Below are 18,092 nucleotides of genomic sequence, written 5' to 3'. Positions count from 1 at the left end.
TTAATCAGCTAGGTAAAGTTGGATTACTTCTTTTTCTTCAATCGTACCACCTTCAAAACATCCGGTGTACATAATAATCACTTGGTAAATTCCAGACGGTGCTTGTTGACCTAAAGATTTTCCATCCCAAGCTTCATCAGGATTAGTAGTGTAAAAGACTTCATTGCCCCATCTAGAATAGATTCTCATTTCAAAATTCTCAATGTACTTGTATTTTAGAGAGAAGAGATCATTCTTTCCTGGAGTTGAGTGAGGAGTGAATATGATTGTTTTATTTTTATCATTTTCATCCATGTCTATCTTAGGTCCACAACAGTCAGTCACTTCTATTTCTAAATAGTACTCGCAACCTCCATCTGTTACCGCTGTTAGACTGTAAGTCCCTAATTCATACGCCTCAAAAGTTGGCCCTGTAGAGTTAGAAGCCCCTTCCCAATAATAGTATTTAAAACCATGTGTAACTTCAATGGTGGTGGAAATATCATCATCACAAATTGTTGGGAAATTCAATGCCTCCAGAGTCTCATCGTTTGCATCTTTGAGATCAATTGACTTTTGCAGTGTACAACCCAAAGCATTTGTTACTGTAAGCGTGTATCTACCTTTGATATTTGTACTTAATTCTGGGGTTTGAGAAACGATAGTTCCAGTTTCATCTTCCCATGCATAAGACTTGTAACCACTTACTACAGATACCGTTGTGTTTTCAGCATTAGAACATACCAATGCCGAAGCAGGTAATTCAAATTCAACACTTTGAACGTTCACAAAAATACTTTGCTCTGATTGACATCCATTTTTATCTGTGGCTACAATAGAATACCATTGACTTGATTCAGCCATCTGTTTCACAGAAACGGTAGTTTCGTTTGTACTCCAAATCACCGATACTGTTCGATCTGACTGATAGCTTAATGTAAAGTCATCTCCTTTACAGACCTGAAGCGTATCTATACCATTATTGATTGTCAGCTCAGGGTAATCATTCAGAACCACTTGCACACTTTGTTCATAGGTACAATTTGTTGCTTTTGTAGTATCTGTGAGAATAATTTTGTAATGACCACTTTCAGTAACTTCCAATTGTTGAACATTCGTTGCAAACAATTCATCTTCTAAATACCATTCTGCTCTGACACCTTCCAAACTACGTTCTTCGATACTTAGCGAAGTACTATTTCCACAAATAGGTCCATCATAACCTCCAATCTTAAAGGTTGGCAATGCATTTAAAGTCGCTAATGCAGAATCACTTGCCACTAAACAATTCGATTTAGTATCAATAACCTCTACATAATAATAGCCTGACTCTACGACAGGGAAGGCCATTCCGGTGTAAAGTTCTGTTTGATTATTGTAGACATCATACCAATGGTATGTATAACGGTCCTGTAGATCTACAACATCAATACTTGCTCTTAACATGGCATTTTCATCTCCATGACAAGTCACAATAGAATCTACTACAACTTGAGGCTTTTCATTGAGCCATACCGTAATCAATTGTTCAGAAGCACACGCGGTAGGTTTTGTAATATTCGTCATAGTGACTTTGTATGCTCCACTTTCAGTCACAACCGTTTCATAAACATTACCCTGCCATTCAACCCCATCTTTGTACCATACTACAGCTACTGAATCGGAAGGTGTTTTGTCTAAATACAACCTCACTGTTTCTTCACAAGTAGGAGAATCGTAACCTAAGATTGTAAAGGTTGGCGTATGATCAATAGCTACTCTTGCAGTATCAAAATTACTACACCCTGAATTCTCATTATAAGCCTCTACTGCATATACACCTGCTCGATCAGCATAATAGATGCCTTCTGTACTTAATACCGTATTTGGATCGTCAATATTATACCAACGGTATTTAATATCTGGTTCATGTTCTGGATCTTCTGCTATTAATTCTGCTGGAATATCAACAGAACAAATCGTAGTATCTTTTAGATTAAGCTGAGGTACAGGATATGCTTCCACATTTACAATTTCAGTCCAAGAACATTGTAACGGACTGTTGGTATCAGTGACAGTAGCATAATACACACCGGCTTTATCTACAACAATGGAAAGTCCACTTGGATCACCTTCAAAACTCATTTCACTCGACCATTCTACTTTTAACCCTCCAATATTTGTATTGTCTACAATCAGAGTATCTAATGAGTGACATAATGGTCCGTCATAACCTATGATCGTAAAATCAGGTACTGGATAAACCGTCACTCTAGCGGTATCAAGAACTGTACAACCTGATCGTATATCTGTTACTTCCGCAACATACCTTCCGTTTTCAGTTGTCAATAGTGTTCCTTCATACCCTAAAATGGTTGTTGGGTCTGAGATAGACCACCAACGGTAAGAAGCGAAATCATAATGACTTAAATCTTGCGAAATCAGATAAACAGGTTCTCCATCATCACATAATTCTTGGTCCTCAACATCAACAAATAACTCTTCTACAATTGTGAATTCTGAATTACCGTATAACTCACAACCTTTATCGTCTGTCACTTTTAGATCCCAACTTTGAAGACCTATTGACATACCATACGTTGGTAAACATTCAGTATACACTTTCTCTTTGGTCTCTCTGTTGGTCCACTCATACTCAAAATCACTTTGATTAAGTAAAGTCACATCAAACGTAGGACAGATTTGATTATCAGCATCAGTATCACAGAATATTCCATCTTGAGGTAAATGTAATTGATACTTGTTCACTTTCATGGTATCTGTAAATACGCAGCCGGTTGCATCATCAATAGCCACTAAAACATAATCTCCATCCTCTTTCACTGTCACGCAGTTTTTACCATCCTTAGTTAAGCGTTCTCCATCTTTTTTCCAATAGAGCGTGACATTATCAATCGGTTCTGCACAAATTTTTTCCGTTCCGGCAATACAGATATTTAAAGAATCGGGGATTGTTGTCGTTAATATAGGTGTTTCTACCACCTCAATGTATTGTGTCGTTTGCGTACTACAATCATTATCATTGATGACCGTTAATGATAGGTTTTGAGAGTTTGTCATTACAATATCGACAGACTTAGAAGTAAAAACTCTACCGTCTTCTAACTCCCAAAGGTAAGCCGTTGCATTTTCTTCTATTGCTACAAAAGTAGTTTGATCTTCTCCACAAACTTGAGCCGGAGCTTCAAAAGATGAGGATGGAATCTCAAACACCTCCACTTCTTTCACCAATGTTCTTCCACAACCTGTCACTGGATTGTTAATCGTCAATGCGACCTGATAAACTCCAGGTTGATCATAGATTTTTGCTGGAGGCTGATACCCTTCATACGTACTACCATCTCCAAAATCCCAAGTATTTTGTGCTTGTATTGGAGAGTTATTGATCAACTCTAAACCGATATTTTGACATACTGTACTTTGGATTTCAAAATCTACCTCAGGCGATGGTCTAATTTCTACCTCTTGACTGTAAGTATCCGAATGACATCCATTGCTTACCGTTAGTGTAATCGTATAAGTAGCAGCCGTAGTGTAAATATGTGAATAGCTTACACTGTCCTCTACAATAGTTCCATCTCCAAAATCCCATATTACAGTATTTTCACCTAGCTTTTGATTACTCTGTACAACGACTTCGTTGACCTCACAACCTACTGTTGGAGTAACATTAAATCCTGCAAATAATTGTTTGGGCTTAATTACTACATTCTTACTTTCCGTTACTACACCACAGTCATTAAATGCAGAAAGGGTGATTGTATACGTAGCAAAATTGGTGGTCTCGTTTTTATAAGCATGTGTAATTCGCCCTTTATCAGCCGTTCTCACAAGTGGTGATCCATCTCCAAAATTCCATTCATACTGATCAACACTACCATTTGATAAATTGAATAACTCTAACAATTCATCTGCACATAATGTATCTTTTACCGCTACAAATTCAACATCTGGCAATGCTTTTACCACTACTGAATCTCTTTTAATATCAGTACCACAAATATTGTTGACCATTAATGAGATATAGTAAGTTGTGTCTGTGACGCCTTCATTGATGTAGGTAACAGGAGCAGGATTCATATCTGTTGAGATCACGCCATTCCCAAAATCCCATCTATAATTCAAAGCATATCCTTCTGATAAATTATCAAAAGTCACCTCCAATGGTGTACAACCACTTGGATCATAAGTAAGTGCATAATCTGCTTTTGGTGCCTCAACGATTTGTACTTGTTGAGTGATTGAAGTTTCACATCCTTTATCCGTTGTGACAATCAATGTAACATCAACTGCATCTGATACAGTTGTGAAAGTATGCGTACCCTCTTTTTCTGTGGAACCTATACCATCTCCAAAATCCCAACGGTAACTTAAATCAAAACCTGGTAAATCAGGCGTTGTATTGACGAATGTAACTTCTTGATTGACACAATAGGCTGCATCTGTTGCCAATGTAAAATTAGGTACTGGCAAAGGCATCACTCTAACAGAAACTTGATCTGTTGAAGTACATTGGGTAACTGGATTGGTTGACTCAAAAGAAATCTCATAAGTGCCCACATCTACAGTGGCAGGATCAAAAAGTACATTATCAAAATCAATAATACCTTCTCCTGACCAAACCTCATTATTTCCTTCTATATAAATGGCTCCTGTTTTTAGTCTTAAGTCAAAAGGAACATCATTTACACAAACTTCAATATCTTCACCAGCCGAAATTTGAGGCATATCGTGTACCTCAATATTTTTCTTTGCTACTACTTCACAACTTCCTGATCCATGTGTATAAACCACGGTGTAAGTACCCGGTGCTGAAGGAGAGAAAACTCCATTAGCTGTAATTGTAGCTCCATTCGTTTCTACACTCCAAACACCACCCGAAGGAGATGCTCCTTGTACAACTAACGTTTCATCAGCAATACACATTTCTTGAGTAGGACCTGCAAATACATCTGCCGGGTCAGTGATGTTGACACTGATTGTTTCAGTTTTAGAGCATCCTTTCGTGGAGGTAAAAGTATATTGTAACTCAACAATTCCTAATTGGTTGTTATTCTCTTTTACCGCTTTTGAAGGATTAAAAATATTATTTGAAACACCTTTACCAGCCCAAACACCAATACCTTCAAATGTTGTAAACGGTCCAAAATCATCTAAATTGATATCTATATCAGTATTACAGAAAGAGGTTTGTAGAGGGCTTAAATCGACTACAGGTAGTGGATCTACTGTAATAGTAATAGAAGCGGTTTGTTCACATGAAGCCACTGCTCCATTGTATTTAAATTGATATTTGAATGTTAAAGTGTAAGTTTCGTCTCCTCTTGAAGGAGTAAAAATACCATCAGGTGTAATATCTGTACCCGACCACTCTTCTAATACAATTTCTCCAAAATTAACATCGTCAGGTGATTTACCCACCGTAAGTTGTCTTGAATCCCATTGGCAAATCGCACCAGGATTATCGATCACTAGTACCGGAAGTGGCTGAACTATTATTTCTACAGGATCTGTATCTACTTCACAAGTAACATTTACATTTCCTGTATTTTGAGTCACTTTTGCATGATAATCACCTTCAGTGGTTACAATTAGAATATTGGCTGTTTCATTAGGAATCTCCACATTATCTCTATACCAAGTATAAGTGAATGTAGGATCTAATGGTAACGATAATTCTGCAAAATCATTTTCACATATCACTCCAGCACCTTGAGTGATTTCGATAGCTACGGAAGGCAAATCAATTTCTCTTACTTCTTTTTCCTCCGATGGAGTTGCACAACCTTGTGGAGAAGTAATCACTACTCTATACTTCCCAATCTCAGTGGCAATAAAAGTACTTCCCGTCTCACCCGAAATAGCAATAAAATTATCGGATTGGTCTTTTTTCTGCCATTGATAGGTATCTGCATTGTCTGAAGTTGCTGTAAATGTGGCTCTAATTTCTAAACCTTTACAAAAGGCCAATTGATCTGCAGAGATTGATGCTGTTGGGTAATCGTATTCTTGAATGATCAATTCGTTGGATTGTAAAGAGATACATCCATCTTTTGTTACGATTAAAGAATAAGTACCCGAAGTAGTTGTTGTTAGAGAGGCTGTTGTCTCGCCTGAAAGTACTTCTCCATTCTTGTACCACTGGTAAGAGTCCATTTCTGTAGAGGAGGCTTCCATTGTGACATCAATTGACTCTCCAATACAATAACCTAAAGCATTTGAAGTACTTATACTTACAACAGGCAGTGGTTTCACTATAATATCTACATCTGAAGATACTTCCTCACAACCTGATCCAATGGTCACTTTTACTTTATAACTTCCCGCTGTATTGATGCTGATTTCTTCTCCCTGCCCTACTTCATTCTCATTTGCATCGAGCCAAGTATACGTTAAATTAGCATCGTAGGGTGCTACCTTTAATTTGACACTTTCTCCTTCACATATTTCTTTACTATCAGTTGCAATACCATCTACTGTCAATACAGGCAACTGTTCTTCATATTGTGTTATTTCCAATGATGTTTTTACACTACAATTGTCTTTTGTTTGTACTGTAAGGAAATAGGTACCTGTTGTTGTAACATTGATCGTGATATCACTACCTAAATCATCTCCATTCTGATTTTCCCAAGAGTAAACAACACCTTCCAAATTACTCAAATTAGAGACTTCCGCTGTAAGGTCTGTATCAATTGTTTCGTTACCACACCAAATGGCTTTATTGGAAACAGAAATAGAAGCTACTGGTAATTCAGAAATATTTACTGTCACTTGATCAGTGGTTGAACACCCTGTATTATTATCTATAACCGTCAATTCATAAATGTAATCACCTGCCGCATTACTTTGAGTAGGCTGAACTTGCGGCATTGCACTTGTATTATCCGATAAATTAGGTGCTGATGCTGTAATTGGATTCCATTGGTAAGAATAATTGGCTATGGCAGATGTACCTATTTGAATTTGATCTTCCTGACAAACCATTTTATCTTCTCCTGCATCAATAATAACCTCAGGGTGATTTTCGATTTTCAAGGTATTTGAAGTCACAACACATCCTTCTGTAGTCTCAAAACGAACGGCATACTCCCCCAGTTCTGTTGCTGTTAATGTAGAAGAAGTCATACCTGAAAGATCTATAAATACATCACTATCATCCTTTTTCATCCATTGATATGTACCCGTTGCATTTGAAGTGTTGACTGTAAATGTTGTTTGGATATTATCTCCAATACAATAGGTCAATTGATCTGCTGCAATTAGTGCTGTCGGTTTTGCTAAACGTGTAATTGTTACTTCGTCTGGCTGAGAAGTACAGCCTCCTTCATCAATAGTTTCTAACTTATAGACACCTTCTGTTGTAACTGTAATCTGTGCAGTACCTCTGTCAATTTCTACCCCATCTTTATACCAAATGTAATTTTGTGCTGTATTATCAGACGATAATGTCACTGCTATATTATCATCAAAACAGAAATCTGTTCGCGTTAACGGCGTAATCTTAGCTTGAACACTTGAAGCCTGAATTACCTCAAATGGATCAGAAACTGCCTCACATGAATTATAAATTACTCTTAAAGTATAAATTCCTTGTTCTGTTACTGTCAGAGTAGTTGCCGTAGCACCTGAGATTTCAGCCCCATCTTTCAACCACTGATAAGTTGTACCTGTTTGAGCATTTTGAGTCTCAGCTTCTAATCTAATTTGAGCATCACCACAAATTTCTGCAGGGCTTCCAGTAGTCTTTATTTTTGCCTCTGGCAATGCTAGAACTGTAATGGCAAAAGTTGCTTTCTGTCCCTCACAATTATTGGCCAAAGTAGTGACCTCAAACTGTACCGTCTGATCTTGTGATGTGAGGTTCTCAATTTTTTCGGCAAGTAAGGTGATGGAACTACCATCATTATTATTGATTGTACCAGTGTATTGTGCCATCGAAAATGATGTACTTTGATTGGTAACCCTCCAAGTGTACGTTAAAGAAGTACTTTGCAGAAGAGATGAAATCAATACATTCGCATTTTCATTTGAACAGATTTGAGTACTCTGATTATTCACAATACTTGTGACTTCAGGATATACCGTAACGATTACTTCTTGAGGAGCTCCAAAACTATTATTGACTTCTGGAGTAATCTCGTATTTCACTATCTGTGTTTGATTCGTAGTGTTTTCAATTTGAATGGGCCATTTTGTTTGTGAACTACCATCAGATACTCCCAAATTGCCACTATTCTCTATGACCTCCCAATGATAAATAGTGTTGGCTACATCACCGGTTAAGTCCACTTCTTCTAATTCATTAGAACATACAAACACATCTTCAATTCCCCCAACTGTAGGCGTTGGCACTACAATTATCGTTATTTCCTTTGGAACTCCTTCGCAATTATCGGCAATCGGTGTCACTTCATAAGTCACCTCACCTTGAACAAAACTGGTATTGGTCAGTGTCTGTTTTAACGTATACTGACCATTTGTAACAGTAGTCGTACCTTCTGTTGCTCCCGATACATTGACTTTATTTTTGACAACCCAATTAAAAGTCACTTCAGGTATTGTTGATGAAAAATCAATTGAAGCTTCACTACCAGAACTGATTTCATCAGCCTGAGCATTTAATGTTAGAATAGGCAATGATTTTACAGTTGCCGTAATTTGATCTGAGTTCACACAATTATTAGCATCTGTACTTGTCAGTGTCAATGTAAATTCACCCGTTCCTGAAGTTTGAGGATTGAAATAGTAATCATTCCCTACTTTTTCAATTCCTGTACCTGTCCATACACCATCAGAAGGTGTAAAACCACTTAAAAGTTGTCTTTCATCTCCTTGACAAAAAATAAGGTCATTTCCTGCATCTACTTCCGGTAATGCGTACACAATAACATCTACTGGCGGATCGGTTGGACAACCACCCTCTAACTCTACAGCAATATGATATGTGACCTTTTGGTCTGTAGACGATAAATTGTGTAGTGTCTGTCGGATTGAATTTTGAGAGCTGTTGTTGGTATTTCGGATTTGATCATCCTCATAACCATCTACGTCTGTATTTTCATCTACTACCCAAGAAAAGTGAACCGTTCTTGAAGGGTCATCTTTCCAATTATTTGGATCTAGAATATTATTAGGGTCATTATCATTAACATCATATTGGAAAATTGCTTTTAGTTCAATATCAGTTTCCTCACCTGAACAAAAAGCCGTTTTCATATTTGTGGCATCCACATAAGGAATAGGCAATACAATTAAAGTAATAGACACCGTCAATTGTTGAGGATCTCCACTGTCTTTATAATTTACATTGGCAGTGTACGTATAAGACCCTGCATATGTAGGAAATACCTCAATAGTACTTTGGTTGGTATTGGAAGGCAAACCTGCTGTAGCTGAAGGTAAAGCCGTCCAAGAATAAGTTACATCGGTAATATTATCTTCTCCTGAAAAGTCAACAGTAGCTAAAATAGAGGTGCCATCCAAACAAAATTCTGTATCAGAGGCTGTAATTGAAATCACATTAAGCCTCGCATTATTAGAATGTACAACAGCATCTAGCTTTGGGCTATAAGCCACACATTTATAGTACCCTCTATCCTCATTTGTAGCTCCAGTTATTGTAAGCGTAGTTCCATTACCACCTGAAACCGTTGTCCAGTTTGTACTACCATCTAAACTAAAATACCATTGATAACTGAGCTGTTCATTCAATACAGAACCTTCAGCCTGTGCCGTAAAAGTAGCTGTTCCATTAAAACCCACTTTCTGATTTTTGGGCTGAGTAATAAAATATAAATCGTGAAACTCAGAGAAAAAACCATCCCTCGCCCCATTGTATTCCTTATCATATGCCACATCGGTCGCAATGCCTTGTTGACTACTTGCCATACCTCCAACATAGATAGCATCATTACTATTTAGTGTTATACTCAATCCCTCGTCGGTGGCTGTACTACCAAAGTAGGTAGACCAATTAACCGATCCATTATTATCGAACTTAGTTACATAGACATCTTTTTCCCCACCAAATGATTGTTGATAGATACCTTGATCTGAAGAGGAAATTAAATCATTACTTTCTGTAATCCCTGTAATAAAAATATTGCCTTTTGTATCAACAACTAAAGACTCAACTGTTTCGTCTTTAGTACCTCCATAACTTGATACTACTTCACTGATCAAAGTACCATTACTTGGATTAATTTTATATACTTTGACATTCCCTCTCTCTTCAGTTGCGACAACTAGCTCACTATCAGTATTATCATAATAAATAGGAATCGTATTTTCTCCCACTCTACTCCCTACAGCCTCAACCCACTGGAATACATTATTATTATTAACTTTAGCGACAAAGGCCTCATTATCAATGGCAATATTATTTCCGGAAGTAGGAAATTCAGTATTATCAAATACCATCCCCGACAAGTAGACATTTTGACCATCAGTGGTGATTGAAGATAAAAAGGCAACATCTCCTATTATCGTTTTTTCATCTTGTAAATTTCCATTGGAATTAAAAGAAGCAATGAATGCGTTATTTCCTTCTGACTTACCCCAATAATACCCTATGACGAATATCTTAGAATTTGCAACGACTACATCAATAGCATGGCTTTTATCAGCTTCACCAAAATTTGATTTTTCCCAAATCAATCTTCCATTGGCATCGTATTTTGTAATAAAAGCCTGATCTGATTTTGTGCCTACCATATAAATATGGTCATTATGAAAGACAATACTATTGCCTTCATCAGAACTTGATCCACCATAATAAGTACCCCATTGTCTTTGAAGACCTGTTGGGTCCATTTTAACTAAAAAGGCATCAGAAAGCCCTGAAGCGTCACCGTTGTTTAATTGTGTCTGCTCGGCTCCTGGAGAAGCAATCAAATCATCACTTGAAGTTTTACCAACGAAATAAATAGATCCATCAGAACCTATTGCCATATCCCGTATTTCTTCATCTCCTGTGTGGCCATAATAGGTTGCATTTTTTACATCAACCACCTTGGTCGGTGAAGACCCATCATGCCCGCTAAACGGAAAAGTTTGTGCATGTCCCTGTATACTGAGGGTAATAATCAGTAACCATAAAATTGGTTTTAAGAAGTTGTAGTTCATCTTTGTTGTTTGCTGTGAAAGTGAGGAGTTTTTAATTAAAAAAATTCGTTAAATGAAAGGGTGGGTAATTCTCTTTGAACAAGAGTGTGAAATCAAAATATTTTATTGCAGTCTGTTTTTTTTCTCAAAATATTATCATAATTCGAGAAGGATAAAAAATATAAAATCTTAAAATTTGATTGTAATACACAATCATTAATAGAGGCACCCAGTAATCAATTTCAAAGCTACACATTTAGATTTATTTATTAAAATATATTATTTTTAACATTTCTTAATTAAAACTCAAGTCACTGAATACAAACCATTTAACTCAATAACAAAATATATAATTTTACATTTTATTAATATTGAAAATATGTCATACATTATGACTTGTATTATAGATATACATAAAACATCACTTCTAATTGAAAAAAGATGCTTAAAGAAAAATATACCTCACTTCTTTCCCATTACACAGATGATCTTAGACTAATTGAACAATATTGGAATGAAATAACGAATCATTATTCTTCAAAAGAAAGAAAATATCACAACCTCAATCACTTAGAACATATGATCGTTGAGTTAGATGATGTTGAAAGTAAAGTTGAAGATTTGAACCCTTTTTTATTCGCTCTGTTCTATCATGATCTTGTCTATAATCCTTTGAAAGGGAATAACGAATCGAAAAGTGCGGAAATCGCAGTAAAAAAACTGTCAAATATTGGAGTAAACAGCGATACTATCTCAAAATGTAAAAATCATATCCTTGCTACAAAACAACACCTCTTATCAGAGGTGGCAGACACTAACCTTTTTATTGATATTGACATATCTATTTTAGGTCAAAAATGGGAGGTGTATGCTACTTATTTTCAAAATGTCAGATCAGAATATGCTATATATCCCGATTTCATTTACAACAATGGAAGAAAGAAAGTATTAAAGCATTTCTTGGAAGGTGATATTTTCCTTACTTCTCATTTTCAAAAAAAATATGAACAACAAGCTAGGGACAATATTAATCGTGAGATTCAAATACTAAAAAGCTAATACCAATTTCAGGAACTACGTTATTTTACATTTGATTCCTTCCTATTAACAAATAATTTTTGATACGTAACTTCAGAAAAATATTTTTGATTAATATTGTTGTAAGCAATTGTGCTGAAGATAAACAACTTATTAAAATAAACTTTTTTGAGAGATAGAGGTTCTCTTATTTAATAGGAGATTAATTCTAATATTGATAAGTTTCACTGTTCTATTTCTTACTTTTTAGATAAAAAATATGAGCCAATACGATTACAAAGATATCTGCCATAAGGTGATCAAGTTAACAGAAGAAGTAGGTCATTTCATTGCTACTGAAAGACAAAACTTCGATGACAGTAAAATCGAATATAAAGGTTTAAATGATCTGGTCTCTTATGTTGACAAAACTGCCGAACAAAAAATTGTACAAGGGCTTGAAGCAATTATGCCTGAAGCAGGCTTCATCGGTGAGGAAGGAACCAATAAAAGTTCAAACAACGGATTAAAATGGATCATTGATCCACTAGATGGAACGACCAACTTTATTCACGGCATTCCAATTTTCTCTATTAGTATTGGATTGGTAAGTGAGTCCGATTATTGTCTTGGCGTGGTGAGAGAAGTGAACCTTGACGAGTGTTTTTATGCTTGGAAAGACGGTGGTGCGTTTTTAAATGGTGCCCCAATACAAGTATCCAAACAAACAAAACTTAAAAACGGGTTAATTGCTACAGGTTTTCCTTATTATGATTTTGAGAAAATGCCTCAGTACATGAATATTCTTATGGGAATGATGGAAGGCTGCCATGGTGTAAGAAGACTTGGATCTGCTGCGGTTGATCTAGCTTATGTGGCATGTGGAAGGCTGGAAGGTTTCTTTGAGTATAATCTTAATGCATGGGATGTTGCTGCCGGTGCGATCATTGTAAAAGAAGCTGGAGGTGTTGTTTCTACTTTTTCTAGTGCATCTTCATATATCGAAGACCGAGAAATCATAGCTGCTCCGCCAAAAATACACGAAGAAATGCAAGATATTATATATAAAAAATGGAATAGCTGATGCTATTCCATTTCCTTTGTTATGGTGTCCCCTTTCGTAAAAAAGAAATAAGTATCTATTTTAGTTACTTCATCTCTATAGGTTGAACTCAACTCTAAACAATATTCAGTAAGGGAATCTAATTCATCAAAAAAGAGACTTTCTGTTAAAATGTCATCTTTGATTTGAATGTCATCATAGGGAATCGTTTCATCGCTGTAAACTACTCCTCCGTCCCTTCTTGAAAATTTATAATGCAGATAGTAAGAACTTCTGTCATCTTTTAGCCAGCCTAAAATTTTTACATCAATAGCTAACTGAGTTAAAGAGTCTTCAACTTCTACTTCAATGGCATCATGAAAAACATGCTCTACAGGACCTAACTCTAACTCATCAGCATTTTCGTCATCTATCATACATGCCGAAAATAAAAAGATGGTTATCAAATAAAACGGTAAATAAATACTCTTCATCTAGATAATACTATTGTACTTTTTAGGACAATCCAAATGTCATGAATGACAATAATATCATCATTTTTTTCAAAATACAAAAGAGACACCCATAATAGGTGCCTCTTTCACTAATATTGTACTATTTAAGCACTTAATTAGACAATAGTTATATTTAATTTCAGAAATAAATACTGTTCTACTAATTCCAAAATAATTTAACTGTAGGTTTTAAGCACTATCTATTTGATTTACAACTATTTTACTTCTAACATTACAGCTGAAGTAGCATCAATTGAAATTACGCCTTTTGACAAGTCATATTTCTTTCCTGTTAGAATATCAGTTGCAGATTTTGCTCCTTTTAATGTTTCTTCAAAACGATCCAATTTCAATTCTTTTGCCTCTGCATTTTTGTTGAAAATGGTCATCACTTTTGTCGTATCATCAAATCTAAACATTACGTAAGTCTCCCCTTTTGGATAATAGTGAACCAACTTACCTGATTGTAATGCAGTTGTTTTAGTTCTGTATTCGTTTAGAGTTTTGATCAATTTCATTGCATCTTTTTGCTGAGCGTTCAAGCCCTCTCCTGTAAATGCATTTACTTTATCGCCTGCCCATCCACCTGGCATATCGATTCTTAATCCACCGTGATCGCCTGGGTTTTCAGGGTACGACATTGTGATTTCAGTACCATAGTAAACTTGTGGAATACCTCTCAATGTGTATAAGTAAACCATTGCCATTTGATATAAATCGTAGTTTTGATTCACTTGGTCATAAATACGAGCCATATCATGGTTATCCATAAAAGTTACCAAGTTGTATGGATCCACATATAAGAAGTCATTGGCCAACATCTCATACGCTGCACCAAAACTATCTTGCCATGATTCTCCAGGAGTCACATTCAATGATTTTACGAAAGCATCTTGGTTAGGGAAGTCCATCATAGACGGCATATAACATTTATAACCATCTCTGTTCACCTGACCTGCTTGCCATCTTGCTACAAGTGCCGGATTTACAGTCCACTCCTCACCTACAATGTTGAAGTTAGGATATTCTTCCATGATACTTCTTGACCAATCACTCATAAAGTCAGGATCTGGATACGAGAAAGTATCTTGACGGATACCGCCTAATCCTGCATATTCTACCCACCAAATTGAATTTTGGATTAAGTACTTTGCCATTAGAGGGTTAGATTGGTTTAAATCAGGCATTCTATCCACAAACCATCCATCACTGAAGGCTTTCTTTTCAGATTCAGTAGTGTAAGGGTCAGCTAATGAAGACCTATTATGATTGGTCATTGGTTTCTCCGCTTTTTCAGCATGGTGATACCAATCTTTAGTAGGCATATCTTTAGTCCACCAGTGGTTTAAACCAGCATGGTTTTCTACTTGGTCCATGATTATTTTGATACCTCTTTTCTTTGCTTCTTCCACCAAACGAACATAATCCTCATTTGAACCGTAACGAGCATCTACTTTGTAGTAGTCAGTAATTGCATAACCATGGTATGAATAATCAACTTGGTTACTTTCTAATACAGGACAAATCCAAACGGCTGTAAAACCAAGTCCTTTGATGTAATCCAAGTTATCAATGATACCTTGTAAGTCACCACCATGACGTTTACCATTATCAGAACGGTCTGTATCTTCATACATTCCTTCTACGTGGTCATTTTCTGGAATTGCATTTGCAAAACGATCAGGAGTGATCAAATACATCACATCTTCGTTAGAAAAGCCTTTTCTGTTTGCTGAGTTCTTTGCTCTAGCTTTTAATTCATAATCGTAAGTAAAAACTACTTTACCTTTTCTTTTGAATTGGATTGGGAATTTCCCTGGCTTAACAGAATCACTAAGTCTAAGGTTCAAAAACAAGTAATTTGGATTTTCTACCTTAATCACCTGTTCCAAAGCAACACCTTCATAGGCAATTGAAGGATCTAAATCGTTAATACCTTCACCATGCACTAGTACTTGTAATTCTGGATTGACCATACCTGCCCACCAAAAAGCGGGTTCGACTCGATCAATTGATACTTTTCCTTTAGCGTAAGAAAGATGGAGTACAGTAATACTCATCAAGAGGGTTAGTAGATATTTCATTTTCATATTTAAAAGATTATTATTATTCTGTATTTATTCAGAATACTGTAAAATTCAGAACACAATAAACAACGTATTATATGGATATAAAAGAAGATTTTACACTTTTAGGAATGTTTATTATAATGTCTGCAAATATTAAATAACTCCCCAAAAGAAAATCCAATATTATATACATTTATTAATACATAAATGAAATAAGATAGCAACAGCCTCCTGTTACTTTTATATAAGGTTTTTTATGGCTTTAATTAGCTTTGTAGCTTTCTTTCTCTCTCTTTTTGAGCTGCTTCTAGTTTATCATTCATATCTTTCTTTAGCTTCACAAGTGTCTTGAACTTAATAAATGATCCAAAAACAAACAGGAAGAAAGATGCAACCAACATAGAATACTTTATCGTTGCTTCGTCCTTATAAATTGTAAATGAACAAACAACCATTATAATTCCTACCAATGTAAATAAGTAACCATGCATAATGTTTAGTGAAAAGTTTATTTGTAAACAGTCTGAAATAATTTCAACAAAGTTATTGGTTATTTTTCGGGAGTACAACTTTAAAGCCGTTAAAAAGTGATTTAAATCATTTTTAGTATACTAGAATCACTATAATAAAGCTAAACAGATAAAAATAAGGATGTTGTAAAGTACTTTTCACTAATAAAATATTCAAACGATCGTAAATGATCACCACTTTTCAATAAATAAAGAAGAAATATTCAAAAAAATGGCTTCTATCCTGTTTAGAATAGTATCGTTCATAGAGCCACTACTCAAAACACGATAAAAGCCTTATCAATTACAGCAACCTGTCATTGGCTACTGTTAGTATACCTAGTAATTTTTTAAGAAAGTCATCAAACGGTGCAAATACCATCGATCTCTTCCTGAAGATTCCATAAAACCTACATGACCTCCATACTTTGGGACTTCTAAGTACAATTGTTGATTACCCATTGCCTCTACATAAGGGTAACATTCATCAGATAAAAAGGGATCATCTTCTGCATTTAAGATTAATGTAGGAATAGAAATCTTTGGTAGAAATTGCCTTGAACTACATTTTGTCCAATAATCTTCGGCGTCTAAAAAGCCATGTACGGGGGCTGTATAAAGATTGTCAAATTCCACAAAAGTTGTTGCTTTCTCCAACAAGAGAATTTTAGCTGAATCTGGATCCTCTCTTCTGATTTTTTCAATGGCTTTCTTTTTAAGAGACACTAAAAAATCATTCAGATAAAACCAATTCTTCCGTTCTTGGAGTGTCCTTGCTGAAGAGTTAAGATGAACAGGAGCAGAAACAGCTACTGCTGCTTTTATTTTTGGATGAAGTTCCTGAGCATTTTCTCCTAAATATTTCAATGTGATATTCCCTCCTAAGCTGAAACCAACAATGTATATTTTTCGATAATTATCAATAATTTCGTCTAGAAGAAATATCAATTCTTCTGTTCTCCCACTATGGTATGATGTTTTTCTTAAGTTGAGTTCTCCACTACAACTCTTATGATTCATAGCCCATACATCCCACGTTTTGGAGAAGTAATCCGCTATTTCTAAAATATAACCAGACTTAGATGATCCTTCTAAACCATGAAGAATGATTACAGCAGTATCAGATTCACTTAAGATAGTGTCTACATCAAAAAAGTCATTATCAGCAGTTTCATAACGTTTTCTTAAGTATTTGGGTGATTTCTGTTTTTTTATACGATTAGAAAATATCGTATTGATATGTGGGTTTTTAAACCAAAAGCTTGGTGAAAATTGAGAATTAATAATTGGCATTATTGTAATTTTTTTAACATCCAAATTGAACATCCGTGGTGGGAAGTATTTCCCAAAGGTTTATCCAACATTTTAAAACCTACCTTTTCATAGAGTTCAATTCCTTTTGATAGTTGAGGCATCGTTTCTAAATAGCAATTAGAATATTTTTTTTCAGCAGCAAAGTCCAGGCACTTTTTGATCAATTTTCTACCTAGACCTTTACCTCTCGCTTCTTTTTTTAGGTATATTTTCTGGAGTTCACAAATACTGTTATCCCCGCCTTCTAAAACATTTATTCCGGCACCTCCTATAATGTTACCGTCTTCTTCAATGACATAATAAATAGCTTTTTCGGATTGATAAACTTTACTTAAACTAAACAACATTTCATCAAAATAGGCCGTACCAGGAACATTGGCTTCATGTTCTTCCAACACTTCCTGTATTAAATGTCCAATTTTTTCGTTATCTGATATTATAATAGGCCTTATTTGCATTTCAACTTTTTTTGTCGACAAATCTACATAGAATATAAACAAAAAATAGGTTAGTATTTCAATAAATACTAACCTATTTCAAA

The 18,092-nt window shown here is 35.5% G+C and carries 8 protein-coding genes; 2 read left to right on the top strand and 6 right to left on the bottom strand.

Features of this window, described 5'->3' with window-relative positions:
* The gene (locus tag IC221_RS03750; RefSeq protein ID WP_188167673.1) at positions 1 to 11,106 is read right to left on the bottom strand and encodes a PKD domain-containing protein; all 11,106 of its coding nucleotides are present in this window, start codon (positions 11,104 to 11,106) and stop codon (positions 1 to 3) included.
* A 420-nt stretch (positions 11,107 to 11,526) separates the two neighbouring features.
* On the opposite strand from IC221_RS03750, the gene IC221_RS03745 reads away from it, so the two are divergent.
* Together IC221_RS03745 and IC221_RS03740 are read left to right on the top strand one after the other, a co-directional pair.
* Entirely contained in the window at positions 11,527 to 12,144 is a 618-nt protein-coding gene (locus IC221_RS03745) for a hypothetical protein (protein WP_188167672.1), read from the top strand.
* 238 nt (positions 12,145 to 12,382) lie between these two features.
* Positions 12,383 to 13,186 (top strand): inositol monophosphatase family protein, encoded by an 804-nt coding sequence (locus IC221_RS03740; protein ID WP_188167671.1) that lies wholly within the window; start codon positions 12,383 to 12,385, stop codon positions 13,184 to 13,186.
* Positions 13,187 to 13,188: 2 nt separating this feature from the next.
* On the opposite strand, the gene IC221_RS03735 is transcribed toward IC221_RS03740, so the two are convergent.
* The 5 genes from IC221_RS03735 to IC221_RS03715 form a co-directional block, all read right to left on the bottom strand.
* Entirely contained in the window at positions 13,189 to 13,581 is a 393-nt protein-coding gene (locus IC221_RS03735; RefSeq protein WP_188167670.1) for a hypothetical protein, read from the bottom strand.
* A gap of 293 nt (positions 13,582 to 13,874) precedes the next feature.
* Entirely contained in the window at positions 13,875 to 15,743 is a 1,869-nt protein-coding gene (locus tag IC221_RS03730) for a glycoside hydrolase family 13 protein (protein WP_223241284.1), read from the bottom strand.
* Between the two features lie 251 nt (positions 15,744 to 15,994).
* Positions 15,995 to 16,219, bottom strand: a complete 225-nt coding sequence (locus IC221_RS03725; RefSeq protein WP_044205163.1) for a hypothetical protein — start codon at positions 16,217 to 16,219, stop codon at positions 15,995 to 15,997.
* 357 nt (positions 16,220 to 16,576) lie between these two features.
* Positions 16,577 to 17,530, bottom strand: a complete 954-nt coding sequence (locus tag IC221_RS03720; RefSeq protein WP_188167668.1) for a YheT family hydrolase — start codon at positions 17,528 to 17,530, stop codon at positions 16,577 to 16,579.
* On the bottom strand, positions 17,530 to 18,009 hold the full coding sequence (locus IC221_RS03715; protein ID WP_188167667.1) for a GNAT family N-acetyltransferase: 480 nt from the start codon (positions 18,007 to 18,009) through the stop codon (positions 17,530 to 17,532). The genes IC221_RS03720 and IC221_RS03715 overlap by 1 nt, the downstream gene beginning before the upstream one ends.
* Positions 18,010 to 18,092 lie beyond the last annotated feature (83 nt).

Source organism: Flammeovirga sp. EKP202 (genome assembly GCF_014534745.1).
Lineage (GTDB): Bacteria > Bacteroidota > Bacteroidia > Cytophagales > Flammeovirgaceae > Flammeovirga.
Note: the sequence above shows the minus strand (reverse complement) of the source record. Positions and strands in the feature narration are given on the sequence as shown.